The organism is Hyphomonas polymorpha PS728 (assembly GCF_000685315.1).
GTDB lineage: Bacteria > Pseudomonadota > Alphaproteobacteria > Caulobacterales > Hyphomonadaceae > Hyphomonas > Hyphomonas polymorpha.
In genome coordinates this window covers 15,158-40,143 of sequence record NZ_ARYM01000028.1, presented here as the reverse complement: position 1 = coordinate 40,143, position 24,986 = coordinate 15,158, and the positions used below count along the sequence as shown (strand labels likewise).

Genomic DNA, 24,986 nt, shown 5'->3' with positions numbered 1-24,986 from the left:
CCGCCCGCCGCGCCCACGGCGCGCATGAACACATGCAGGTTCCAGCTCTGCAGACTGGAAACGGCCGTGGCCTCCTCCATCGCGGGCAGTTCCCGCCTTGCGATGCTGCTCCAGGTGTCGCCCGGCTTGGGCAGCACCGATTTGCGCACCCGTGAGAGTTCCGCTGCGGCCATGACTAATCCTCCCGATTTTCAATATAATTGGAACATGTTCCAATTTTTCTGACAAGCGGGTCCCTAAGGGAAACTACTGAGTGATTTTCATGTTTTGCCGCCCCGCAAAGCTTCCGCCTTGAATCAGGACAAAAAAAGGGGGCGCCCCGAAGGACGCCCCAGAAAGGTAGGGAGGAAACTACCGCTTTCGCGGTGGTCAGTTACCGTCGCGTACTGCGACGGCAGTATCTGGGTAATCCACCCAGATTCCATCAGCGCCCGCCGCGATCAGCGCGCTCAGCTCGGCCTGCGCGGTGTCATAGCCCTTTAGCGGCTGGTCATCGCGCACGGTATAGACATGCACCAGCAATCCGCGGGCATGGGCGCGGTCCACAAAGTCCGTCGTCGTCCCATCCTCATTCAGGATGAAGGATTTCTCCGCGCCCACGCCGGTCGTCGGCATCGTCTCGATGTCGTATTCCAGGCCCAGCAGCTTGTTATAGGGCGGGCCCACCATGTTCTGGACGGTCGGCAGATCGCTCTTGGCGGCAAAGGCGGCCAGGAATTGCGGCTCGAAGCTCTGGATGAAAACGGGGATGCCGGCTTCGGCCAGGCCCTTGGCCTTCATGCCCTCGATGATCGGGTCCACCATGTCGAGGCCAACCGAAGAATAATAGCCCGGCCATTTGGCTTCGATATGCAGGCCAACCTTGCGGCCTTCGCTGGCGGCTTTCAATGCAACATCCATCACCTCGTCAAAGGTCACGATATCGAGCTGATCGTTCAGCTCCATACTGCGCGTTGCAAACTGCTGGCGTGCCTTCAGCGTCTTGATCTCGGCAAGGGTGAACTCGTCCACCCACCAGTCTTCCATCTCGCCCATCGGTGTCACGCGCTTCTTCTTGCGGTCGGCAAACTCTGGGTGATCGGCCACATTCGTCGTGTCCGAAAGATAGGGGTCATGGCGGGTGATCAGTACGCCATCTTTCGTCATTACCAGATCGGGCTCAATGAAGTCCGCGCCCTGGGCGATCGCGGTTTCATAGGCCAGGATGGTGTGTTCCGGATAAAGCCCGCTCGCGCCGCGATGGGCGATGATGATCGGTTTTTCCCCGGAAAGGGTGCGATAGCTGGCCGCTTTTTCGGCGGTAGCAGCGGGGGCGGCCTCCGTGCTCGCCACCTGCGCAGGTGCGCAGGCGGAAAGCAGCAGGGCGGCAATGGCCACAGTATATTTCATGATAGCAGTTTCCTTGCCGTTCCGGATCAGAATTTCACGTAGGCGCCGGCCTTCAGCATCTGCGGCTTGCCGCGGATGATGGTGTGCAGGCCAAAGGCGCCGCCGGTATTGCCAACGTCGATGAGATATTCCTTGTCCAGAAGGTTGTCGCCCTGAACATAGACACCCCAACGGTCGCCGGCGCTGTCATAGCCGACGCGCAGGTTCACCAGGCCGTAGGAGCCTTCTTCCTCGACCACAGCCGTACCGTCCGGATAGGTCTCACGCACGCGTGTGAAGCCACCGCTGCCATTGGCAATATAGTCGAAGCCATTGTCATCCTCGAAATACTGTTTGCTTTTCCAGATATAGCTCGGGACGATCGAGACCGTGCCAGACTGGGCAACCGGGATGGTGATATCTGCGGCCAGCGAGAAGCTGTTCGTCGGGCTCATCCGGAACTTGTTGCCGGCAAACTGCAGCGGGTTGCCGTTGCTGTCCTCGTCGTCATACTCGGAGAAGTTATAGGCGTATGTGCCCAGCAGGCGGATATTGTCCGTAAGCAGAGCCTGACCATCAAATTCCAGGCCATACTGCGTCGCATTGCCGGAGTTTTCCGTCACGAACACGCCGTTGATCGGGTCGAAGCGGCTGGTCTGGAAGTTCTCATACTGGCCGTAATATACAGAGGTCGTCATCTGCAGGCGGTCGTCGAAGAAACGGCCGAACATGCCGGCTTCCACATTGTCCAGTGTCTCTGCGTCGACCACAGAGGAGGTGCGGCCCGAAATCGAGAGGGCTTCCGGACGGCGGCCCCGGCCATAGGACACCCAGGTGTTCACATTGTCAGACACGCGATAGGCCGCGTTGAGACGCCAGGTGAACGCGCCATCGGGTTCTGCCGAGACGCTGTAGGGATTGTTGATCAGGTTGGCGTTAATGAGGAAACCCGGTGCAAAGGTCACCGCGTTGCGCGTTCCGCCAAGGGCCGCGTTGCCGCGCAGAAGCTCGCCGACGCTGGAAGCGGCCAGTTCATTTACCGTGTAGCGCAGGCCTGCCGTCAACGCGAGCCGGTCGGTGACATCATACGTCACGTCGCCGAACAGGTCATAGCTGGTGCGTGCGTCGGTCGTTCTGGACTGTTCGGCATGGGTCGGGTTCAGCGGGATCAGAACGCCCTGTTGCAGAAGTCCGACAACTGAATACTGGAATGGCGTGTCGAAGCTGCCGATATTGGCCGCGCCGGGAACGCCCTGCATCATGAGCGCGCCGCGAATTTGCGCAACCGTTGCCCCAGCGCCAGCCGCGATCTGCGGGAGGAACAGAGACTGCGCATAGGCCTCATCGGTCGAGAAGGTCAGGCTGTCGCGGGTTTCATAGTCGAAATAGTTGGCGCCGAAGAAGCCGCTTAGCTTGCCGCCATTGTCATAGTTGAGGCGAAGTTCCTGGCTGAAGGCTTCGCCTTCGCGCGCCTGGTAGAACTGCAGCAGGTTGAACGCGGCGCCATCCGAATCCCAAGCCTCGTTGGAGGTCAGGTCACGATAGTCGGTCAGCGAGGTCAGGGTCCAGGCATCATTCAGCCTGTATTCGAGGTTGGCTGTGGCGGCGAAAATCTCGCGGTCATTGCCCAGCTTGTCACGCACCTGATCGGCGTTGATGTTCATCGCCGTCGGGCCGTAGGGGTCGATCACGCCGTTGACCGGGAAGAAGCCGGAAGTGAACTGCGTGCCGGTGGACTCGTCTTCCTGATAGTTGAGGAACAGATCGGCCGTGAAGGCAGGGGTCGGTTCCCAATGGATCGCGCCGCGCACGGCCGTCGTGTTCTGCCCCATGAGGTCGGGAGAGTTGGCCGTGTTCGGAACATAGCCGTCCATCCGCTTCACCTGGCCAGCAAGGCGCACGGCCAGCGTGTCGCTGAGGGCGAAATTGTAATGGCCTTCGCCGCGCACGAAGTTGTAGTCACCGCCTTCCAGCGTCACCTTGCCGTCATTGCCGGCGGTGGAGGCGCGGTTCTGGATGTAGTTGATGCCGCCGATCAGGGCGCCCTGGCCAAACAGGGTGGCCTGCGGGCCCTTCACCACTTCGACGCGCTCGATGTCATAGATGGCAATGCTGGTGGCATAGCCAGGCGTGCCGATGGACACACCGTTCTGGAAGATGGCCACGCGCGGCGCGCCGCCATCGGCCACAACCCCGCGCAGCGAATAGGTCGGCGCGTTGAGGCTCTGCGCCTGCACCTGAAGGCCGGGGATGAAGTTGGCGAGATCTTCAATGTCATCGCCGCCCAGCTTATCGATCAGGTCCTGGTTGGTAACGGAGATGTTGATCGGAACATCGATCAGTGACTGTTCGGTCTTCTGGGTCGTGACGGTCACGACCTCCAGACGGCGCGAGTCTTCTGCCTCGGGCGCGTCAGCATAGGCAACAAGCTGGCCGGAGACGCTGAGTGCGGCAACGGCAGTGGCGGAAAGGATGCGGAATTTCATGTCAGACCCCGGTTGCACGGCGCGGGAGGAGCGCCGGTTGCCGGGTCGTTAACGAGCGCCTCGGGGGCGTTCAAATCAAGGTTTTGCGAAAGTAATGCGTTGAAAATATTAAACAGTTACGGGTTTATGGCTGTGGCGCACAAGCCACGCCTACCGCCGGTCTGCGCCAGAAAGTAGGGTGGGCTCCATGCGGGCTGAGGGGCCGTGAGCCCGCACTTATTGGACAATTATCCAATAACGACCGACTGCTTCTGTTACAGAAGCGGCCGGCCGGTGCTGGCGGTCGGCGCGCGGGTCGCCGCTGCCTGCTGAAACCTGAAGTGACCGCTCCGGCACGGCGCGGCCTCCCCGGCGCCGGGGAGAAACATGAAGAGAGCGCCGCAATAGTTCCCGAACATGTCCTGGTGTCTGGAGGCGCGGCTCGCGAATGCTCGCCAGCTTTCCCATCACCGTTTTTAGGCGGTGATCAGAACCGTGTCAGAGATGGCGCGGATTTGTCCAGATTTGTCCAGGAATGTCCGAAAATATCCGGATTTGTCCGGAAATGTCCTCGCCCTGTCCCGCAATGTCCGCCCCCGGAAGGGGGCTCGGCCAAGCTTGTCCTTCAAATTCCTGCGGAGGTCGCCCCGCCGCTATCGCCCAAGCCACCGCCGCGCCTTCCCGATAGACACGCTGGCGCCAGTCCGGCCTATCCCCCAAAAAACCGGTGGCCCCGGAAAATCAAATCCACCCCCTCCGAAAGCCAGCTTACAATATATTCCTGCCGCCAGAGAAAAATCGCTCGCCACGAAGCTGATCTGGCCGGCCGCAACACGAAGCCCAGAACGGAGGATCAAAGGAAAGGAGGGGAGGCACCGCCACAGGAAAGCAAAAGAGTTGCACACGCGCCTGAGAGTCAGCGCGGTCAACCGGTCATGCCAACTGCAAACCTGCGCCAAATAATCAGTATACAGATATATTCCAGACGCGGGCGCGCCGCCGCTCCACGCTCTCCAGCTCCATCGTGGTGGCAATCTCGTATTCCGCCATCAGCCCGGCTTCGCCCTCTGGCGCATAGGCCCGCCCGGGATCACCAGCATAGGCGGCCACCCCTTGCGCGGCCGCCTGTTTCAGCCATTGCAGAAACCGCGCTGCCATCGTCATCTCGTAGAAGATGTCTCCCGCCAGGATCACATCCACATCCGGAGGCGCCCTATCCAGCAGATTACCCGCCAGCCAGCACAGCGACACGCCATTGGCCTCCGCGTTCAGCTGCGCCGCCGCCTCGCAGATCGGGTCGATGTCATTCACCCAAACTTCGCGCGCGCCCGCTGCCGCCGCTGCAATGCCCACCATTCCGCTGCCGCAGGCAATATCCAGCACGCGTTTGCCCCGCACGATCTCCGGCTGCTCCAGGATCAGCCGCGCCACCGCTTGTCCCCCCGCCCAGGGAAAGGCCCAGAAGGGCGGCTCGATACCCTGCCGGTCAAGGTCAGCCTCGGTGGCAGACCAGATCGGCGTAATCTCGTCTGCCTGCCAGATACGCAGTGTTTCCAAGGGTTTGCGATGCGGCAGCGGCAACCCGTCCACCGGCGCCAGCCGCGTATTGGCCGCAATGAACGCCCGGTTCCGCGCGAGAGTGTCTGTCGCCGCCAATGCTGCTGCCCTGTGAGAAATGCCTAGCTGGGCGGCTGTACCATCTTTGGCTTCGGCATCAAGGCAAGCGCGCCCAGCACGAACACAAACCAGACAAAGATAATGAAGAAGCAGTCCCGGAATGCATACACCAGCGCCTCTGCGGCAACCTTCTGATTCAAAACGCCAAACGCAGACTGAAACGCCTGAACCTGCGCCATCCCACGCATCTCCAGCGTCTGCGCCTGAAGCGCATGCTGGTACATCATCTCGGCATTCGTTTCATTCAGCGCAGCCGATAGGTGGTCGCCGTGGAAGATCGTGCGCCGCTGCAGGATGATGGCGAGGAGGTTCACCCCGAATGCGCCGCCCACCTGCATAAGGAACGACACCCCGCCCGCTGCCGATGCCAGCAGATGCGGCGGCACAGCCCGCGCTGCCGTTGTGTTGGAAGGCGGCATGCAGAAACTGATGCCGATCCGGCTGAGCACGATCCATCCCACCAGCACCCAGTAGGGCGTCATCGCTGACACATGCGACAGCAGCCAGGCAGAGACCGCAAAGCTGATGATGCCAAAGCCCAGGAGCCAGCGCGCATCCATCCTGTCAGTCAGGCGGCCCGCAATCGGAAAGCCGATCATCATGGCAATTCCTGCCGGGATCATCATCACGCCTGCCGCTGTTGGCGAATATCCCTGCACCAGCTGCACGAACATCGGAATGAGATAGGTCGATCCGTAGATCGCGATGCCGGTTGCGGAGATGATCAGCCCGGCAGACCAGAACTGGCGATAGGTGAAAATCTTCGGGTTCAGTGCCGGGAACGGATGGCCGCGTTCCCACAGGAAAAACAGGATGCCCGCCACAATGCCGATACCAAAGCGCAGCAGGGTCTTGTCCGAATCCCAGCCATCCCGATTGCCGCCTGCAAAGGCGGCCAATAGTCCGACCACGGCAATTGCCAGCAGGCTGAGGCCCTGCCAGTCGAGCGGCGGGCGAGGCATGTTGGGATTGCGGTCTCCTTTCGGCATCAGGAAAGGCGCAATCGCCATGGCAACCAGGGCAAGGGGCAGGGTGGCTACAAAAACCAGCCGCCAGCTTGCCAGGTCCACGGCAATCCCGCCCAGCGCCGGGCCAAAGGCCGGCGCCAGCACCACGCCAATGGAGAACACGCCCATCGCCATGCCACGCTTGTTGTCCGGAAAGGTCTGGAAGATCAGGAACATCGACATCGGCTGCAACAGGCCCGCCGATATGCCCTGGAGGCCCCGCGACAGGATCAGAAGTTCCAGCGTGCTGCTGACCGCGCCCAGCAATGATCCGATCACGAACACGATCATGCCGAAAGCATAGGTCGCCCGCGGCCCAAACGTTGCCATCGCCCAGGCATTGGCCAGCATCGCGATGGTCGAAGAGGCGAGGAATGCGGTCGACATCCATTGCGCCTGATCCTGGCCAAGGCCAAAAGCGCCGATGATGGCGGGCAGGGCCACGTTGATCGTCGTTGCCGCCAGCATGGTCGCCATGGAGCCGGTGAGCATCGTGAACAGCAGGATCCAGCGATACATCCCGCCAAATCGTTCGAACTGCGCCCGCACCGAGGGTCCGGCCATGGCGGGGATATCGATGGGCGCGGGGCTGCGTTCAGGGGCGGGCCTGCCTGCGGGCAGAATGCCGGGCGCCATCGTCACGCTGTTTCTCCGCTTGCCCCTGTGCCCGCGTCTGTCTTGCGGATACGCACCCGCACCATCGTTCCGGGCCGGAGTTCCACCTGTGTCGGCTCCAGATCTATCCGCACGCGGATTCGCTGGGTGATCTTGGTGAAGACCCCATTTGCGTTGGGGTTCGGCATCATCGCAGCTTCGCCGACGGTGGCATCATGCACACGGGTTACCCGCCCGGAAATGGGGTGAGACGGGTCGCTGTCGGCGCGCACCTGCACGGGCGCAGACGGACGCACATGCCGGATGTCAGTCTCCTTGATGTTGGCCGAAACCCACATAGCGCCTGGATCATGCAGCAGGGCCATCCGGTAGCCGCGCAGGGAATGCTCGCCATTGTCGAAGAACAATTCGTCCACCACCCCGTCAATCGGACTACGGATGGTATGCTGTTCCACCACCACCTTCTGCGCTTCAACGCGCGCCTCCGCCTGGTCCAGCGCCGCACGCAGCACGGTCAGCTCATAGTCGATGAGGCGAACCTCCTGGCCCACGATGCTGGCCGTGCGGTGGTCGGCGGCGGCAGTTTCCCGCTCGGCCTGCGCCCGCCGCAGGGCCTGGGCGCGCGTGTCGAGCACATTCTTGGCCTGGTCGAGATTGGACTGTGGCATCAGGCCCCGGTCGAACAGGTCTTTGGTGCGGTCATAGTTGCGCTGCGCAATCTCAAGATTGGAGCGGGCGGCCTCCACACTGGCCACCGCTGACACGGTGCCGGCCCGGCGTGCGGCCACCTCGCTTCCCGCTTTGGAGGTGGCAAGGCCGGCGCGCGTTTCCTCGCGTGCCATTTCCGCGCGCAGCCGGGTTGCTTCGGCCTCAAGCTGGGCCAGCGTGAACACGGCTTCGCGGTCATCAATGGTGTAAAGAATATCGCCCGCAGATACCCGGTCGCCCTCTTTCACCTGAACGCTGGTGATGCGTCCGGAAATATCGGTAGAGACGGCAATCATCTCGGCGGCAATACGGGCGTCGGATGTGGAGACATAAGCCCCCCGGTCCATCAGGAAACGTATGCCGAGAACCAGCAGGATCAGGGCGGCCACGCCCGCAATCCACATGCGCCCCCGCCGCGACCGGACAAATGCAGCCGCGCGCTGGCGGGCGGTCGGTTCCGTCTCTGCGGCAAAGGATTGTGAATCGCCTTCCATGGCCCGTGACCGGCTGAACAGCGCCGGATTCCTTCCTCCCTGTCGTGGCTGTTTTGCGGGACGTTGGCCGTCCTCATCCGCCACAAATCGTATTTGAGCGAGACATAACCCTAAGGCAATCAAGCCTTATTATTCCGGCTTCCCGCAGATCGTTGTGTTTACCGGCAAGGGGCGTCATTGCTGTCAGTAAGAACAACAGAAACGATGGGGATTCGCGGGCATGAAAACGCTTGGCATAATGACTGCGGCGCTGATGGCGGGGTTGCTGGTTTCCTGTTCCAGCCGGATGCCCGGCCTTCCGGAAATGCCTGCCCTTCCCGCCATGCCGTCCATTCCGGGCCTGGCTGCCGGGCCGGTGGCGGGCGATCCGGCGTGTGGCGGCAGCTGGCGGCTTGAGAATGGCGGCGGCCTCGCCGTTACCGCGATGGAGGAAGGACTGCGCTGGCGCGCGCTGGATGGCCAGACCGGGCGGTTCGTGTTCGAGAACGAAGCCTGGAAAGCCTATATCGGCTGGAGTGACAGGCTTGAAGACCGGCAGATCGAGTTCACCTGCGAAGGCGGGCTTACCCAGTTTGAGGGGGCTTCGGCCGTCCCGGTTGAGGTGACGGTGCAGGATACGGTCTTCACCGGCGCCAAGGGCACACAACTCGCCGGGCGGCTGATCCTGCCGGCGGGCGCCGAGACGGTGCCGGTGGTGGTGCAGGTGCATGGATCGGGGCGGTATTCTGCGCTCGCCTATGACGGGTTCCAGCATCTCCTGCCTCTGCAGGGCGTGGGCGTCTTCATCTATGACAAGCGTGGCACCGGGGCCTCCAAGGGGGACTATACGCAGAATTTCAGCCTGCTGGCGACCGATGCCGTTGCCGCCTCTGCGGAGGCGCGCCGGATGGCGGGCCAGAGGCTCGGCCGGTTCGGCCTGCATGGGGCCAGCCAGGGCGGCTGGGTGGCGCCGATAGCGGCGGTGTCGGTGAAGCCGGATTTCGTCATTGTGTCCTACGGCCTGTTGGAAAGCCCGCTGGCGGAAAATCGCGCGCAGACCGTTCAGGATGTGGCCGAAGCCGGCTTTGGGCCGGAGGCGCAGATGGCCGCGGGCATGCTGGGAGATGCCGCCGGAACGGTCATGGCGTCAGACTTCAAATCAGGCTTTGCGGAACTCGAAAACCTGAAGAAAATCTACAAGGACGAGCCTTGGTATCGCCATGTCAAAGGCGAGTTCACCGGCGAGATCCTGCAGCATTCCGAAGTCGTGCTGCGGGTGGCCGGTCCGCTGCGGTCGGTCGGCACCAGCTGGCGGCATGAGGGCGAACCTGTCCTGCGCCAGGTGAGCGCGCCGGTCCTCTGGATTCTTGCGGGCGCTGACCGGGATGCGCCGCCCGCCTATACCCGGTCCCGACTGAAAAGCCTGCAATATGAAGGCCGTCCGATCACTGTTGCCGAGTATCCCGGCTATGATCACGGTATGCGGGGCTTTGATATCCTGCCGGACGGTTCGCGGGAGTTCACCCATGTCGCGCCGGGCTATTTCGAGATGGTCGCAGATTTCGCTGCCGGTGTTCCGGTGGTGCCGGGGGGCTATCCCGAGGCGGTGATTTTGCCCAGCCGCTGATGCTGGTTGCTTCTGGCGGGGAATGGCATACCGATAAGCGCAGTATCCGCTTGCAAGGAGCGTTTATCCCATGGCGCTGCTGAGGTTCTCAACAGATCAGGTGCCGGTTGAGCAACGGCGGGATGTCGTCGAGGCGGCTTACGGGGCGCATGTCAGCGGGGCGATCGATTTTCTGGACGAAGCGCCGGTCAGGGCGGCCATGGTGCTTCGCGATGTGGCCAATATTCATATCGCGCGGCTGGAGACACCGCCGGTTCAGATCACCACGAGCCCGGATGATGATGGCACCCTCTATCTCAGCATCACCCAGGCCGGGGGCGGGGTGATTGATGCCAGGGGCGCGGAGCGGCAGGTGCATTCGGGAGACATCAACGTTCTGCGGCGCGAGCGCCGGTGTGTAACGATTGCTGCAGAGCCCAGCCATCTGTTGAATATTGCCATTCCCAAAGCTGTGCTGGTGCCGCGCCTGCGGGCGGGTACTGACAGTCTGCTTCCGACGCATTCGCTGGCTTCCCCCGTGGCGCGCCTGTTGCAGGGGTATGCGATGACGCTGCTCATGGATGAGCGGGCGATCACGCCGGCGGAAGAGGCCTTGTTCTCTGCGCACATCATTGATCTGGCGGCGCTGTTGCTGGGGCCGGGACGCGACGCGGCCGAGCAGGCGAAACAGCAGGGCGTGCGGGCCGCGCGCCGGCAGGCGATCAAGGCGGATGTGGCAGTGCATCTGAGCGAGCCGGAGCTGTCGCTCGACTGGATCGCGCGCCGCCACGGCCTGTCAGTGCCTTATATCCGCGCGCTTTTTTATGATGAGGGTTCGAGCTTTACCGATCATGTCATGCACGCGCGGCTCGACCATGTGCGGACGCTTCTGCTGGATCCGAAGCTTTCCGGGCGGACGATCGCGGCGCTGGCTCTGATGGCGGGGTTCGGGGATATTTCCTGGTTCAATCAGGTATTCCGGCGCCGTTTCGGCATGACACCCTCTGACATGCGGGCGTCAAAGCCGGGCGACCCAGTATCCCAAAACCCATAGACTGCCCCCAAGACGGCGCCGCCTGGCTGGCGCAAACATTCCCTACTCCACAATGGAAAAGGGAAGCCCACCTGATGCTCCAATCCTTGCGTACCGCCTTGCTGGTGGCCAGCTGCGCGCTCGCTGCGCTTCCGGCCCTCAGTCAGGAGATTGTTCCGGCAGGCACGAAGGCGGTTCTGACCGTCGAGTATGAGTATGTCTCCGCCGGGGAGCGGAAGGACAAGTATGACACCAACACCTGGTCGATCCGCCGGGTGGCGACGGTGACCGCCACGCTGAAGGCAGAGAAGCCCATGACGATGCCGGCTCTGCACAAGATGGAGCAGGCACAGGTGGCAGACCTGGAGAACAAGCAGGCAGCAGCGACCCGCGCGGCAGGGGCCATGCAGCCGATGATGAATGATGTGATGGCGCTGATGGCCAAGTGCGGCGAGGACGAAGCCTGCCTGGAACGCGAAGTGGCGGCCTATGGCATGGGCAATAGCGAAGAGATCAACAAGACCCGTGGACAGGTGGCGCCTGACTTTGCCACCGCGGCCCAGCAAGGCCCCAACCGGTATCAGATGTGGGGCGCCACGGGCCGCCAGACCGGCACTTACGAGATTGCCGAGAAGTTCAAATATATCGATGCGGACCCGATCTGCATGTCGCGGCCCGGTCAGCGGTGCACGACCACGGTTGAGCGGATTGGCAAAGGGCAGATCCCGCTGCCGCCAGACATGAAGCCGACCGACAAGCGGGTGGCCGGGGCCTCGATGCTGGAGGTGGACAGCGCCGGCAAGACCCTGATCCTGCAACTGCCTGTTCCGATGATGGTGCTGGCCTTTGACGAGCAGACGATTTCCGATGACCCGGAAACGACGAATGGCACCGAGAAGAAACAGATCAGCTTTCCGCCCTATAAGGACGTGACCAAGCCGATCACCCTGCCGTTGACCGGTAGCCTGATCGGCAAATCCGGCCGGGAGACCATCAAGGTCAAGGGCTCGTCCAATGACAGCCGCACGCTCGATCCGACGGCGGGCGAGGATGGCGAACTGGTGATCCGGTGGAGCTTCAAGGCCGGATAACGAACTGGCGTGGGGGGAATGGCACGCGAGAGAGTCCGGCAGGCGCGGGGGGACCGTTCCTGCCGGATGATGCCTTATTTCGCCTGGATGGATTCCAGATAAACGATCAGCTGTTCCACCTGATCGGCCTCGAGCTGAAATTCCGGCATATCCTCATGGCCAACGGCGATCCCTTCGGCGAGGGCCTCTTCCAGAAGGCGGACAGGATATTTTTCCGAAAGCGTGCGGAAGGGTGGGGCATCGGCATGGGGGCTTTGCCCTTCAATGCCAATGGCATGGCACCCCGCGCACAGGGTTTCAGCGATCTGGCGGCCGGGCATCGTCGCGCTTGCTTCTGACGCGGCAGGCGCTTCCCCAGCCTCTCTGGAACAGCCCGCCAGAAGGCCGAAGCCTGCCAGGAGAAGGACACTGCCTGCCGCCGCCGTTTTCAGAATGTAGCCTGCCATCTGGCCCGACTCCCTTGGTGATTTTTGCGCAGGGTCGTTTGGGGCTGGCTCGCTGTCAACTCAGGGATATGCACATAGGTGGGCGCCGGTTTCAGCCGCAGGCGGATCGATTTTCCCGCATCGGCCATGCCTGCCGCCCTGCAGGTGGCCGGCCAGACCCCGATGCTTGCGCCTCCTGGGCTTTTCGTTCATCAAGTAGCGCGAAGTGAGGGGTGGTATGTAAATGGCCGGCACACCGGAGAACATTGAATTGGTGGATGCCGTTGCGGAACGCTCAGGGCGCGAAATGCTGCTGGAGGCCGCCGGGGAGCTGATGTCGGAAATCGGCTCCATCGATGTTTCGCTCCACCAGATTGCCAAGCGCGCGGGCGTGACGGCGCCGCTGGTGAAATACCATTTCGGCTCCAAGGATGGCCTGCTGTTGGCGCTGGCGCAGCGCGATACGGCCCAGTCCATCAAGCAGCTGACCGAATTGATGGCAATGAACCTGGACCCGGCAACCAAGCTGCGGGTGCATATTCAGGGGATCATCCGCACCTATTCGCGCTTTCCCTATCTCAACCGCCTGCTGGAGCATTTTCTGGATGATCCGGAGGCCGAAGGCACGCGGCAGATCTGGTCCAGCTTCCTCCTGCCGCTGATCGAGGCGCAGAAGCAGATCATCACCGCCGGCATCGCCGCAGGGCAGTTCCGGGAGGTCGATTACAAGTACGTCTATTTCCTCATCAATGGCGCCTGCCAGTATATTTTCTCCACCCGCATCACGCTGCGCGAGATGATCGGGGAAAAGAAAGTGGGGCAGGAACTCGCCCGTGAATATGCTGCCTTTGCGGCTGAAACAGTGCTGCGCGGCATGGCGAAGTAGCGGGCAGCCTCCCTTCAAACCATGAGTTCTGCTGCGCTCTGATCCAGTCGCTGTGAGGCTTCGTATAATGTGGAAGCTCTGTGAGTCCGGCTGACCGTGCCGTTGCCGCTCCGCAAAGGCGTGGCAACGAATGGCGGCGTTATCAGTTGATGTCTTCGAAAGCGGACTATTTGCGACAGAAAGGGAGATGGAATGAAACTCGGATATGCGCTTATGCCGCTTTCTGCGCTGCTGCTGGGCGCGTGCATGTCGCAGCCAGATTATCGGCAGACACGCGCGGAACTGGCGACTGTGGCTTCCGTGGACCTCGACCGTTATGTGGGCAAATGGCATGAGATCGCGCGCTATCCCAACTGGTTCGAGCGTGGCTGTGTGACGGCCATGGCTGAATATGCTCAGCTGCCGGACGGAAAGATCTCGGTGAAGAATTCCTGCACCAAGGAAAATGGCGATATTGACGTTGCCGAGGGCAAGGCGCGCGTGGTGGATGGATCAAACGGGGCGAAGCTGAAGGTGAAGTTTGCGCCGTCCTGGGTGCCGTTTGCAGAGGGCGACTATTGGGTGCTTCATCTGGAGCCGGATTATTCAGCGGTTCTGGTGGGCGCGCCGAGCGGGAAGTATCTGTGGATTCTGGCGCGAGATCCCGAGCCACCGAAAGCAACACTCGACCGTATCCTGAAGAAAGCCGAGGAACTTGGCTTCGAGACCGAGCCTCTGGTGTATGCGGGCAACCCGGCATGAACCATGTGACCTGATCAGCCTTTGAGGCTGGGCAGGTCCAGGCCGTTCTGGCGGGCGCAATCAATGGCGGTGTCATAGCCGGCATCGGCATGGCGCATGACGCCGCTGGCCGGATCATTCCACAGCACACGTCCGATACGGCGGGCGGCGGCTTCCGTGCCGTCGCAGCAGATGACCATGCCGGCGTGCTGGGAATAGCCCATGCCGACGCCGCCGCCATGATGGAGGGATACCCAGGTAGCGCCCGAGGCGCAGTTGAGCAGGGCATTGAGGAGCGGCCAGTCGGAGACCGCATCGGAGCCATCCTGCATGGCTTCGGTTTCCCGGTTGGGCGAAGCGACGGAGCCGGAATCCAGGTGATCGCGCCCGATAACAATGGGGGCCTCGAGTTCACCGTTCGCGACCATCTCGTTGAAAGCCAAGCCGAGGCGGTGGCGATCCCCCAGGCCCACCCAGCAGATGCGCGCGGGCAGCCCCTGAAACTTGATCCGTTCACGGGCCATATTCAGCCAGTTATGCAGGTGAGGATTGTCGGGGATCAGCTCCTTCACCTTCTGGTCCGTCTTGTAGATGTCTTCCGGATCGCCCGAGAGGGCGGCCCAGCGGAAGGGGCCAACACCCCGGCAGAAAAGCGGGCGGATATAGGCAGGCACGAAGCCGGGAAAATCGAAGGCGTTGGCCACGCCTTCATCCAGGGCAACCTGGCGGATGTTGTTGCCATAATCGACCGTGGGGACGCCCCGCTTCTGGAATTCCAGCATGGCGCGGACATGTTTGGCCATAGAGGCGCGGGCAGCCTTTTCCACGGATTTGGGATCGCTGGCGCGGCGGGCTTTCCACGTCTCCACGCTCCATGCCTCGGGCAAGTATCCGTTGACGGGATCGTGGGCGGAGGTCTGGTCTGTCAGCAGGTCTGGCAGACGGCCAAGCTCAAGTATCTTCGGGAGAATTTCGCAGGCGTTCCCCAGGAGGCCGATGGATTTCGGCGTTCCGGAGGCGCAGCTTGCGTCGATCATGTCGAGGGCCTTTTCAAGGTCGTCCGTCCACGCATCGAGATAGCCTGTGCGCATCCGCATCTCGATGCTGGAAAGCTGGCACTCGATGGCGAGGCAGGCGGCGCCAGCGAAGACAGAGGCCAGCGGCTGTGCCCCGCCCATGCCGCCGAGGCCGGCGGTGAGCAGCCATTTGCCTTTCAGGTTTCCGCCATAATGCTGACGGCCCATCTCGACAAAGGTTTCGTACGTGCCCTGAACGATGCCCTGCGCGCCGATATAGATCCAGCTGCCAGCCGTCATCTGGCCGTACATCATCAGGCCCTTGCGGTCGAGGTCGTTGAAATGGTCCCAGTTTGCCCATTTGGGAACAAGGTTCGAGTTTGCCAGAAGGACGCGCGGGGCGTCGGCATGCGTGCGGAAGACGCCGACGGGCTTGCCGGACTGGATGAGGAGGGTTTCATCCTCCTTCAGCCGCTTCAGAGTGGCGGTGATCGTTTCATAAGCCTCCCAGTTGCGGGCGGCGCGGCCGATGCCGCCATAGACGACGAGATCGTCCGGGCGCTCTGCCACATCGGGATCAAGATTGTTCATCAGCATCCGGAGGGGGGCCTCGGTGAGCCAGCTTTGCGCGTTGAGCTCTGTGCCCCGAGGCGCGCGGATTTCGCGGATGTTGGCGGGATAGGGCATGGGGGCCTCCTCAGGGCGTTTCGGCGAAGGCGAGACAGGCGGCGAGCACCTGGCGCAGGGTTTCGGTCATCGGGGCGGCATAATCGGCGTCAAAGGGAACGGGCCAGTCAGCATCTGCAACCTGGCCGATGGGTTCGCGCAGATAGCCGCGGCAGGAGAGTTCCATCTGGATGGCATGGACGTTATGTGCTGGCTGACCATGATGGCGCACGGTCCATCCGCCGCGGAAACGCCCGTCCAGAACGGTGGGCTGGTCGGAGGCGGCGCAGAGGCCGGTAACTTTTTCGGCGAGCGCTGGCGCGCAGGTGGTTTGATAATTGGTGCCGACATTGAATACCGGTAGAAGGCCCTCAAACAGGTGCGGGATCTGTGAACGGATGGAGTGGGCATCATAGAGCACGACCTTGCCATGAGCGGCGCGCAGGCGGGCGATCTGGTCTTCTATCGCGTGGTGATAGGGGGTGTGAAAGGCGACGCGGCGGCGGGCAATTTCAGCCTCGCCGGGTTCCTGGCCCGGCTTGTAGAGCGGGGCGCCATCAAAGGTCGTCAGGGGGCAGAGGGTAGTGGTGTTCTGGCCGGGATAGAGCGAGGCGCCTGAAGGATCGCGGTTCACATCAATGACAGAGCGGGAGATGGCTGTGTGAATGAGGGTGGCGCCCATCTCCGTCGCGAAGGCATAGAGTTGGTCTACCCACCAGTCAGTGTCGCGCCGGGCGCGCTGCGGCGAAACGAAATGTCCGGCAATGTCCGCCGGCAGGGTTGTCCCTGTGTGCGGGAAAGTGACGATGAGGGGACGGGCGCCCTCTCGGATGGTGAGCCAGCCGGTCATGCGTCTGCCTCCAGCGAGGGCAGCTCCATCTGCACGCTGCGGAGGGCCGCGCCGCTGCGGATGAGGCAGGTGGCAGTCTCGATATCCGGATGCATGAGGCGGTCATGATCCAGCGGCGCCACTCTGGACCGGATGAGCGCGCGCACGGATTCAAGTGCGATACTGGATTTCAGCGGCGCATGGAAATCGCACGCCTGAGCAGCGGCGATAAGCTCGATGCCCAGCACATAGTCCACATTCTTCGCCATCTTCAGCAGGCGGCGGGCGCCATGGGCGGCCATGGACACATGATCTTCCTGATTGGCGGAGGTGGGGATGGAGTCGACGCTTGCGGGAAAGGCCATCTGCTTGTTTTCGGAGACGAGGGCGGCAGCGGTGACCTGGGGGATCATGAAACCGGAGTTAAGGCCCGGCTGCGGCGTGAGGAAGGCCGGCATACCGGAGAGCGCAGGATCGACCAGCATGGCGATGCGGCGCTCGGCAATTGAGCCTATCTCGCAGAGGGCCATGGCGATCATATCGGCGGCGAAGGCGACGGGCTCGGCATGGAAATTCCCGCCGGAGAGGGCTTCGTCCGTCTCCGGAAAGATCAGCGGATTGTCGGAGACGCCGTTGGCCTCGGTCAGCAGCGTATCGGCGGCCTGGCGCAGCAGGGTGAGCGCTGCGCCGGCGACCTGGGGCTGGCAGCGGATGCAGTAAGGATCCTGAACGCGGGTGTCGTTTTCCAGATGCGAGGCACGGATGGCAGAGCCAGCCATGAGCGCCCGCAATGTGGCGGCGCAGTCGATCTGGCCCTGATGGCCACGCAGCTGGTGGATGCGGGCATCGAAGGGCGCGTCTGAGCCCTTGGCCGCCTCGGCGGAGAGCGCGCCGGTGACGAGGGAGGATTGCAGGATACGCTCTGCCTCGAAGAGACCCGCGAGCGCGCAGGCGGTGGAGAATTGCGTGCCGTTGAGCAGGGCTAGGCCTTCCTTGGCGGCGAGCGCAACTAGAGGCGTAAGGCCGGCTTTGGCAAAGCCTGCTTCGGCGCTCATCCGCTCACCGCTCAGAAACACCTCCCCGACGCCGATCATGGCGCAGGCCATGTGGGCGAGCGGGGCGAGATCTCCCGAGGCACCGACAGAGCCCTGCCCGGGGATGAGAGGCAGCAGGTCTGCCGCGAGCATCGCTTCCATCAGGGCGATGGTTTCCGGGCGCACGCCCGAGGCGCCGCGGCCCAGATTGGTCATCTTGAGGGCCATCATCAGGCGGACGATACCGGCCGGGGAGGGATCGCCCACGCCGGCAGCGTGGGAGAGGACGATGTTGCGCTGGAGGGTCTCAAGCTGGTCGTCCGGAATGCGGACGGCGGCGAGCTTTCCGAAGCCGGTATTGATGCCGTAGACGGGATTGCCCTTGGCCAGGATACGCGCGACGGCGGCGGCGCTGGCCGCGACGGCATCCCGGCATTCCGCCGAGAGGCGGGGGGCAGCGCCAAGCCACACGGCGCGCCAATAGCTGAGCGGCACGGCGCCGGGTGTCAGGGTGATGTCGCTCATTGACCCCTCCAGATGCGGGTGTGAAGCCGGTTGAGGCCCATATTGCTGACGAGTTCTGCCAGGCGCTCGATGTCCCAGATGCTCAGATTGCAGAGTTTCCCGGCCTCGAGTGTTCCCGTTTCTTCCTGAAGGCCTAGCGCGCGGGCGGCGTGGCGTGTGGTGCCAAGAAGGCATTCCTCGACGGTCATGCGGAAGAGGGTAGCGCCCATGTTCATGGCGAGGAGAAGGGAGGTGAGCGGAGAAGTGCCGGGGTTGCAGTCAGTTGAAATTGCAAGGGAAATGTCTGCCTTGCGCAATGCTTCCAGAGGTGGGGCATGGGTGTCGCGCAGGAAATAGTAGGCGCCCGGCAGCATGACGGCGACCGTGCCTGCCGCCGCCATGGCGGCGATACCGGCCTCATCGAGATATTCCAGATGATCCGCAGACAGTGCGTTGTGGCGGGCAGCGAGGGCGCCCCCTTGAAGATTTGAAAGCTGGTCAGCGTGGAGCTTTACCGCAAGGCCATGCTGGCGCGCGGCGGACAGAACACGGTCTGTCTGCTGCGGCGTGAAGCCGATGGTTTCGCAGAAGGCATCAACCGCGCTGGTGACGCCCGCCTTTGCCGCAGCCGGGATGATCTCGTTGCAGACAAGATCGATGTAGGCATCGGCGCGGCCTTCATATTCGGGCGGCAGAGCATGGGCAGCGAGCAGGGTAGTTTCGATGTCTACCGGGCGGGCCTTGGCGAGCGCGCGGGCGGCACGGAGCTGTTTCAGTTCATGTTCGACACTCAACCCGTATCCGGACTTTATCTCAACTGTGGTGACGCCTTCGCCGATCAGCGCGTCGAGCCGGGGGAGGCTTTCGGTGACGAGCTGGTCTTCACTGGCGATCCGGACTGCGCTGACGGTGGAGCGGATGCCCCCGCCGGCCCGGGCGATTTCCTCATAGCTGGCGCCGGCCAGGCGCAGTTCGAATTCATGCGCGCGGCTACCTGCCCAGACGAGATGCGTATGGCAATCTATCAGGCCGGGGAGCAGCCAGCGGCCTTCGCAATCGATGACTTCATGCACGTCTGCCGGGGGCGCCTGATCTTCGGGGCCGGCATAGGTGATCCGCTCTCCCTCGGCGGCGAGCGTGCCCTTCTCGATGATGCCGAGGCCCGGCAGGCCGGGCGACATCGTGGCGAGACGGGCATTCGTCCAGATACGCTTTTTCGGCATCCTCCGCTCCCCGTTGTGCTTGTGCCGATATTTTTTTAATATGTATATACATAATAGAAGGGTCGGAGGGATGTCCAGTGGCCGGGAAATCTTCAGAGCGTCTCTGGTTCGATCACGGGCTGTTGCCATCCGGCTGGGCGAGCGGGGTCGAGATCACGGTCTCGGGCGGGGCGATTGAAAACATTTCTGCAGGTGTGGCGCCTCCTTCGGGAGCTGTTCGAGGGCGGACGGTGTTGCCTGGCCTGCCCAATTTGCATTCCCACGCCTTTCAAAGGGCGATGTCCGGGCTGACAGAAGTGCGCGGAAAGGATCAGGACAGTTTCTGGTCTTGGCGCAGTCTACTCTATCAATTTGCCAGCCGGATTGGGCCGGAGGATATCCGCGCCATAACAGCGATGGCCTATGCCGAGATGCTGGAGGCCGGGTTCACGCGCGTCTGCGAGTTTCACTATCTTCACAACGCCCCTGATGGGCGGCGCTATGACGACCCGGCGGAGATGGCCGGACAGGTCGTGCGCGCTGCAGAAGAGGTGGGCATCGGGCTGACGCTGCTGCCGGTTTTCTATGCGCATTCGGGCTTTGGCGGACAGCCGCCGGCGGAGGGCCAGAAGCGGTTTCTCAGCGATGTGGAAAGCTTTGCCGAGCTGTTGGAGGATGTTGGACAGCATACGGTCAATCAGCATGATTTTGTGCTGGGGATTGCGCCGCACAGCCTGCGCGCGGTGACGCCGGGCGAACTGAAGCTGCTGCTGTTGATGGACAAGGCCGGGCCTGTCCACATCCATATCGCGGAGCAGGAGAAGGAAGTTCAGGATTGCCTCGCGTGGTCTGGCGCGCGGCCTGTGGAGTGGTTGCTGCACAATGCGCCGGTGGACGGGCGCTGGTGCCTTGTGCATGCAACGCATACGAACGACCAGGAAATCCACGGGATAGCCAAAAGCGGGGCGGTGGTGGGCCTTTGCCCCGTAACCGAGGCGAATTTGGGCGACGGGATTTTCGATGGGCGCGCCTTTGTTTCCCATGGTGGATATTATGGTGTTGGCACCGATTCCAATGTGTCGATCAGCGCCGCTGATGAGCTGCGGATGCTGGAATACTCCCAGAGATTCAAGACGCTTTCCCGCAATGTGATGACCGGGGAAGGCTATGCCTCGACGGGGCGATCCCTGTTTGAGCACGCCCTTGCCGGCGGGGGGCGGGCGGCGGGGATTTCTGTTGGATTGGCGCCGGGCAATCCGGCAGATTTCATGGTGATGGACGAGACCCGCCTGCCGGAAGCGGCGGCCGGGGGAGACCGACTGCTGGATGCCTGGGTGTTCCGGGGAAAAAGCCATGTGATTTCAGATGTGTGGCGGCGCGGGAAGCATGTGGTGGAGGGCGGCCGGCATGTGAACCGCAGCGGCATCGAGGCGCGCTACAAAGCGGTTCTCGGGACGCTCATTTCGTGACATCTGACGGACAAATTCGGACATTTTCGGACAAATCGGGACACATGCCGGACACTCACGACACCGTATCGGTCAGCGAGCGCATCCGGCTGGACCTTGAGCGGCAGATTCTCTCGGGCGGGCTGAAACCCGATGACCGCATCCCGCTCGAGCGCGAGTTGATGGAGATGTATGACTGTTCCCGCATGACGGTGAACAAGGCAGTGAGCGAGCTGGTGAGCCGGGGGCTCATCGTGCGGCGCAAGCGGGCTGGCTCGTTCGTGGCGCACCCGCCGAGCGATTCGACCATTCTCGACATTCCGGACATCCGCCTGGATCTGGAACGGAAGGGCTATGCCTACGCCTACCGGCTGTTGCACCGGGCGGTGCGAGCAGCGAAGGGGGCGGAAGAGGTGGCCTTGGCGGGCAAGGGCGGGCGGCTGGTCGAGCTGCGCGGGGTACACCGGGCCGATGGGCAGCCCTTTGGCTATGAGCGGCGGCTGGTGAGCCTGGCCGCTGTGCCGGAGATCAAGGCGGAGGATTTTGCCGAGACGCCGCCGGGCACCTGGCTGCTGGCGCATGTGCCGTGGTCTCAGGCCGAGCACCGGATATTTGCGGTGGGGGCCGATGCGGGCATTGCTGCGCATCTGGACATTTCGGAGGGGACGCCCTGCCTGATGCTGGAGCGGCGAACCTGGGCGAACGGCGCGCCGGTGACGCATGTGTGGCAGACTTTCCCCGGCGACCGGCATTCGTTCATCGGCGCGCTGACCCGGCGGCAGGCATAAGGGCTGTTCCGGAGGGGGCGGGGGTCTGACGCGAGGACAGGCTTGTCTCGCGCAAAACGCATGGCAGGTTCGTCTGATAACTGAATATCAGGGGAGTTTGCCATGGCCGCAGCAGCTGAAGGCTACAAGACCATTCTGGCGCCGGAAGACGAGTTCACGCACGATCCGGGGACCGCCGAAAATTACAATGAAAGCATGTATTTCAATGTGTTCGACGCCGGCAAACGGGCGGGCGCATGGTTCCGCCTCGGCAACCGGCCTAACCAGCGTTACGCTGAAATGTCGATGTGCGTGTACTTCCCCGATGGCCGGGTTGGTTTCATGTTTGCGCGGCCGGAGATCAGTGACAATTCACAGATGAACGCGGGCGGCCTGCGGATCGACGTGGTGGAACCGTTCAAGACGCTGAAGGTGACTTATTCCGGCGAGCTGCTGGTGCTGAAGGAGCCGGGGCAGATGGCCGATCCGAAGGTGGCCTTCCGCAACAATCCGCGCCTGCCTTGCAAGATGGAGATGACCTATACCGGCCTCTCGCCAATGTATGGCGGGGAGACGGTGAAAGCCGATGGCACGCCGTTGGAGATCGACCCCGAGAAGTCTTTCGCCAAGGCCCATTACGAGCAGCATTGCGGCGCGAAGGGCTTTATCGAGTGCGGCGGCGAGCGGCTGGAGATTGACGGCTATGGCCTTCGCGACAAATCCTGGGGGCCGCGCCACTGGCAGGCGATTGAATGGTATCGCTGGTGCCCAATGAATTTCGGGCCCGACTTCGGCATGATGTTCAACGTGATGGGCGATGGCAAAGGCGGCGTGCATCAGAGCGGCATGGTGTTCCGCGATGGCATTTATGACCAGATCGTTGCGGCCGAGCTTTCCAGCAACTGGGACGCGAATGAATACCAGACGGACCTTGAAGCAAAGATCCGTACCAAGAGCGGAAAGGAATATGCCGTCAGCGGAAAAGTGCTTTCTCTTATCCCGCTCCGCAACCGGCGGACGGCGCCCGATGGCACAGAGCTGACGACGCGCATCACCGAAGCGATGACCGAGTATCGCTGCGACGGCAAGCTTGGCTATGGCATGAGCGAGTATCTGGATCAGATTGTTGACGGGCGGCCGATGGGCCGGCTTGCCGGATATTGAGGGACTGGGATGGCTGAACTGATCCTTTATGAGCATCCGCTGTCACCTTATGCGCAGAAGGTGAAAATCTCTCTGCGGGAGAAGGACGTGCCATTTGCGGCGCGCCTGCCTGAGGGAATTGGCACCGGCGCCACGGGTGGTGGCTTTGCGAAGGCCAATCCGCGCGGCGAGGTGCCGGCGCTGATCCATGGCGATGTGCAGATTTTCGACAGCACGATCATTCTCGAATACATCGAAGACGTTTGGCCCGAGCCGGCCATGCTGCCCAGAGCGGCGGCCGAGCGTGCTCGTGTGCGGATGATTGAAGACGTGATGGATACCCAGTTCGAGGCGATCACCTGGGGCCTTGGCGAACTCAATTTCTTCCGCCGTGCGGAGGGGGCACAGAAGGACGCGATGGAAGCGAAGGCCCGTCAGCAGGCGGAGGCATTTTTCGGCGTTCTGGAAGGGTATCTGGGGGACCGGGAATGGTTCAACGGGGGTCGCTTCGGTTGGGGTGATCTGAGTGTGGTGCCCTATCTCAATGGCGCGGCAGGCTTTGGCATTCGCCCGGCAGCAGGATCACGCCTGGCTGCCTGGCTGGACCGGGCGAATGTGCGGGAGAGCGTGGCGCAGGCGCAGCGGGAGTCGGTAGCCTCGATCACCGGCATGAACCAGGTGGATCAGGCAGTGAAGGCGGGGCTGTTCAAGCGTCAGTACCGGGATCACCGTCTGGAATGGATGATGAAGACCGGCGGCACGGATATCGTGCTGAAGGGGCTGGAGGCGGGCAATATCCGCTTCACGGGACCGGGGACGTAAAGCAATCAAAAAAGAAACAAGGCCGGGCATTCAGAATTGCCCGGCCTTATTTCTTTTGCCTCAGGTGAGGGCAGCGTCTCGCGCGGCTTTCTCGGCAAGCTCGCGGCGGATGTTGCGGCTGGCAAGCCAGTAGAGCGCGGCCGGAATGACGCCCATGACGCCGGCCACATAGAGCGACCAGCGGACGCTTTCGGCGCCCGCCATAGGGGCGAGGACATCCGACAGAATGCCGAAAAGGAGCGGGCCGAGGCCGAGGCCGATGAGGTTCAGCGTGAACAGCATCAGCGAGACGGCAACCGCGCGGGAGGCCGGGCTGATCAGCAGCTGAACGCAGCCGAAGGTGGGCGCGTAGTAGACGCCCGAAAGCGCCGCTGAGAGCGTCAGCATCGGGATAGCCACCCAGACCGGGCCGATATAGCCGATGAGCAGGATGGGCACCGTGAGCAGCATGGCGACGGCGGGCGCGAGCATATAGTGAGCGGGTTTATCGACGCCGAACTTGTCGGACGTCCAACCGCCGAGCCATGTCCCGAGGATACCGCCGATGCCGGAGCCGACGCCATAGAAGACGCCGACTTGCCAGAGTTCCAGCCCGTGCGAGCGGATAAGGAAGATCCCATTCCAGACGCCTTTGCCATAGCCGAGGAAGGCGACGAAGGAGGCGCCGAGTGTGGCGAAGATGAAGACCTTGGAAGTGAGGACTTCCTGCAGCGTTTCCATGATGGATGAGCGGCGCACCGCCTGGCTGGCCTTGAGGCGGGCGGCAGCTTCGGCCACCGTGCCTGCCTTGCGGGGCTCCTTCACGGCGAACCAGAGAACGAGCGCCAGCAGGATGCCGGGAACACCGGCAACCATGAAGGCGATCCGCCAACCGACGGTATCGGCCAGGACGCCGCCGATGACCATGCCCATGAGCGAGCCTATCGGAATGCCGAGGCCGAAGAAGGCGATGGCGGAGCCGCGCTTTTCGGGCGGGACGGTATCGCCGATGAGCGAATGAGAGGCGGGCGTGCAGCCGGCCTCACCCACGCCCACGCCGATGCGCGCCAGCAGCAGCTGCCAGAAATTCATTGCGAGGCCGCAGAGCACGGTCATGCCCGACCAGATGGCGAGCGAGCCGGCGACGATACCCACGCGGTTTGATTTTGGATTATCCGCCCACCGAGCAATCGGGATGCCGAGGATTGTATAGACCAGCGCGAAGGCGAGGCCGGTCATCAGGCCGATCTGCGTGTCAGACAGGCCCAGATCATTCTTGATCGGCTCAGCGAGAATATTGACGATCTGACGGTCAACAAAATTGAAGGCGTTGACGATGAGGAGCAGCCACAAGGTGGCGCGAACGCGGTTTTGCGGATTGCTGGCAATGCTGGGCGGCAGGAGCGTCTGGGACATCAGGCGGTGTTCCTCTGGGCGTTTCTGTCGGACTTGTGGATAGGCTTATTGCCAGATTTAGAAGTGCGGTCACCCCTTTTCGGAGG

Annotated in this window: 20 protein-coding genes; 9 read left to right on the top strand and 11 right to left on the bottom strand. The window is 62.5% G+C overall.

Going from position 1 to position 24,986, the window contains the following annotated elements:
- Positions 1 to 369: 369 nt before the first annotated feature.
- The 5 genes from HPO_RS17295 to HPO_RS17275 form a co-directional block, all read right to left on the bottom strand.
- Positions 370 to 1,389, bottom strand: coding sequence for a glycerophosphodiester phosphodiesterase family protein (locus HPO_RS17295; protein ID WP_051612767.1), 1,020 nt, complete (start codon positions 1,387 to 1,389; stop codon positions 370 to 372).
- Positions 1,390 to 1,415: 26 nt separating this feature from the next.
- Positions 1,416 to 3,854, bottom strand: a complete 2,439-nt coding sequence (locus HPO_RS17290) for a TonB-dependent receptor (RefSeq protein ID WP_035601624.1) — start codon at positions 3,852 to 3,854, stop codon at positions 1,416 to 1,418.
- 942 nt (positions 3,855 to 4,796) lie between these two features.
- Complete coding sequence (locus tag HPO_RS17285) at positions 4,797 to 5,489, bottom strand: class I SAM-dependent methyltransferase (protein WP_035601621.1); 693 nt, start codon at positions 5,487 to 5,489, stop codon at positions 4,797 to 4,799.
- Positions 5,490 to 5,512: 23 nt separating this feature from the next.
- A complete protein-coding gene (locus HPO_RS17280) occupies positions 5,513 to 7,153 on the bottom strand; it encodes a DHA2 family efflux MFS transporter permease subunit (protein ID WP_233349349.1) in 1,641 nt (546 codons plus the stop codon).
- A 2-nt stretch (positions 7,154 to 7,155) separates the two neighbouring features.
- Positions 7,156 to 8,334, bottom strand: a complete 1,179-nt coding sequence (locus tag HPO_RS17275) for an HlyD family secretion protein (protein ID WP_035601619.1) — start codon at positions 8,332 to 8,334, stop codon at positions 7,156 to 7,158.
- A gap of 220 nt (positions 8,335 to 8,554) precedes the next feature.
- Here HPO_RS17275 and HPO_RS17270 point away from each other — a divergent pair, with 220 nt between their 5' ends.
- The 3 genes from HPO_RS17270 to HPO_RS17260 all read left to right on the top strand — a co-directional run bounded on the left by HPO_RS17270 (position 8,555) and on the right by HPO_RS17260 (position 12,043).
- Positions 8,555 to 9,940 carry an alpha/beta hydrolase family protein gene (locus tag HPO_RS17270; protein ID WP_084324418.1) on the top strand — a complete coding sequence of 462 codons (1,386 nt, stop codon included), beginning with the start codon at positions 8,555 to 8,557 and terminating at the stop codon, positions 9,938 to 9,940.
- A gap of 70 nt (positions 9,941 to 10,010) precedes the next feature.
- The gene (locus HPO_RS19990) at positions 10,011 to 10,973 is read left to right on the top strand and encodes a helix-turn-helix domain-containing protein (RefSeq protein WP_051612765.1); all 963 of its coding nucleotides are present in this window, start codon (positions 10,011 to 10,013) and stop codon (positions 10,971 to 10,973) included.
- A 74-nt stretch (positions 10,974 to 11,047) separates the two neighbouring features.
- On the top strand, positions 11,048 to 12,043 hold the full coding sequence (locus HPO_RS17260; RefSeq protein WP_035601616.1) for a hypothetical protein: 996 nt from the start codon (positions 11,048 to 11,050) through the stop codon (positions 12,041 to 12,043).
- Between the two features lie 74 nt (positions 12,044 to 12,117).
- Here HPO_RS17260 and HPO_RS17255 read toward each other — a convergent pair whose 3' ends face one another.
- Positions 12,118 to 12,489, bottom strand: a complete 372-nt coding sequence (locus HPO_RS17255) for a c-type cytochrome (RefSeq protein ID WP_084324417.1) — start codon at positions 12,487 to 12,489, stop codon at positions 12,118 to 12,120.
- A 223-nt stretch (positions 12,490 to 12,712) separates the two neighbouring features.
- Here HPO_RS17255 and HPO_RS17250 point away from each other — a divergent pair, with 223 nt between their 5' ends.
- Together HPO_RS17250 and HPO_RS17245 are read left to right on the top strand one after the other, a co-directional pair.
- Positions 12,713 to 13,354: a TetR family transcriptional regulator gene (locus tag HPO_RS17250; RefSeq protein ID WP_051612763.1), complete on the top strand. Its 642-nt coding sequence runs from the start codon at positions 12,713 to 12,715 to the stop codon at positions 13,352 to 13,354.
- A gap of 192 nt (positions 13,355 to 13,546) precedes the next feature.
- Entirely contained in the window at positions 13,547 to 14,095 is a 549-nt protein-coding gene (locus HPO_RS17245) for a lipocalin family protein (RefSeq protein WP_035601613.1), read from the top strand.
- A gap of 14 nt (positions 14,096 to 14,109) precedes the next feature.
- On the opposite strand, the gene hutU is transcribed toward HPO_RS17245, so the two are convergent.
- From hutU to hutI, 4 genes are read right to left on the bottom strand one after another with little or no spacing between them, the layout of a single operon-like run.
- The gene (gene hutU / locus HPO_RS17240) at positions 14,110 to 15,777 is read right to left on the bottom strand and encodes a urocanate hydratase (protein WP_035601606.1); all 1,668 of its coding nucleotides are present in this window, start codon (positions 15,775 to 15,777) and stop codon (positions 14,110 to 14,112) included.
- A gap of 10 nt (positions 15,778 to 15,787) precedes the next feature.
- Positions 15,788 to 16,606: an N-formylglutamate deformylase gene (gene hutG, locus HPO_RS17235; RefSeq protein WP_035601604.1), complete on the bottom strand. Its 819-nt coding sequence runs from the start codon at positions 16,604 to 16,606 to the stop codon at positions 15,788 to 15,790.
- Complete coding sequence (gene hutH / locus HPO_RS17230) at positions 16,603 to 18,144, bottom strand: histidine ammonia-lyase (protein ID WP_035601601.1); 1,542 nt, start codon at positions 18,142 to 18,144, stop codon at positions 16,603 to 16,605. Before hutH ends, hutG begins: the two co-directional genes overlap by 4 nt.
- On the bottom strand, positions 18,141 to 19,346 hold the full coding sequence (hutI, locus tag HPO_RS17225; RefSeq protein WP_035601598.1) for an imidazolonepropionase: 1,206 nt from the start codon (positions 19,344 to 19,346) through the stop codon (positions 18,141 to 18,143). Before hutI ends, hutH begins: the two co-directional genes overlap by 4 nt.
- Positions 19,347 to 19,423: 77 nt before the next feature.
- On the opposite strand from hutI, the gene HPO_RS17220 reads away from it, so the two are divergent.
- The 4 genes from HPO_RS17220 (at position 19,424) to HPO_RS17205 (ending at position 23,505) form a co-directional block, all read left to right on the top strand.
- Positions 19,424 to 20,794, top strand: coding sequence for a formimidoylglutamate deiminase (locus HPO_RS17220; protein WP_035601595.1), 1,371 nt, complete (start codon positions 19,424 to 19,426; stop codon positions 20,792 to 20,794).
- A gap of 44 nt (positions 20,795 to 20,838) precedes the next feature.
- Entirely contained in the window at positions 20,839 to 21,561 is a 723-nt protein-coding gene (locus tag HPO_RS17215; protein ID WP_035601592.1) for a UTRA domain-containing protein, read from the top strand.
- A gap of 102 nt (positions 21,562 to 21,663) precedes the next feature.
- Positions 21,664 to 22,704 (top strand): DUF7064 domain-containing protein, encoded by a 1,041-nt coding sequence (locus HPO_RS17210; RefSeq protein ID WP_035601588.1) that lies wholly within the window; start codon positions 21,664 to 21,666, stop codon positions 22,702 to 22,704.
- Between the two features lie 9 nt (positions 22,705 to 22,713).
- On the top strand, positions 22,714 to 23,505 hold the full coding sequence (locus tag HPO_RS17205) for a glutathione S-transferase family protein (RefSeq protein ID WP_035601587.1): 792 nt from the start codon (positions 22,714 to 22,716) through the stop codon (positions 23,503 to 23,505).
- A gap of 60 nt (positions 23,506 to 23,565) precedes the next feature.
- Here the strand turns inward: HPO_RS17205 and HPO_RS17200 are convergent, their stop codons facing one another.
- Entirely contained in the window at positions 23,566 to 24,900 is a 1,335-nt protein-coding gene (locus tag HPO_RS17200) for a spinster family MFS transporter (protein ID WP_051612761.1), read from the bottom strand.
- Positions 24,901 to 24,986: the final 86 nt, after the last annotated feature.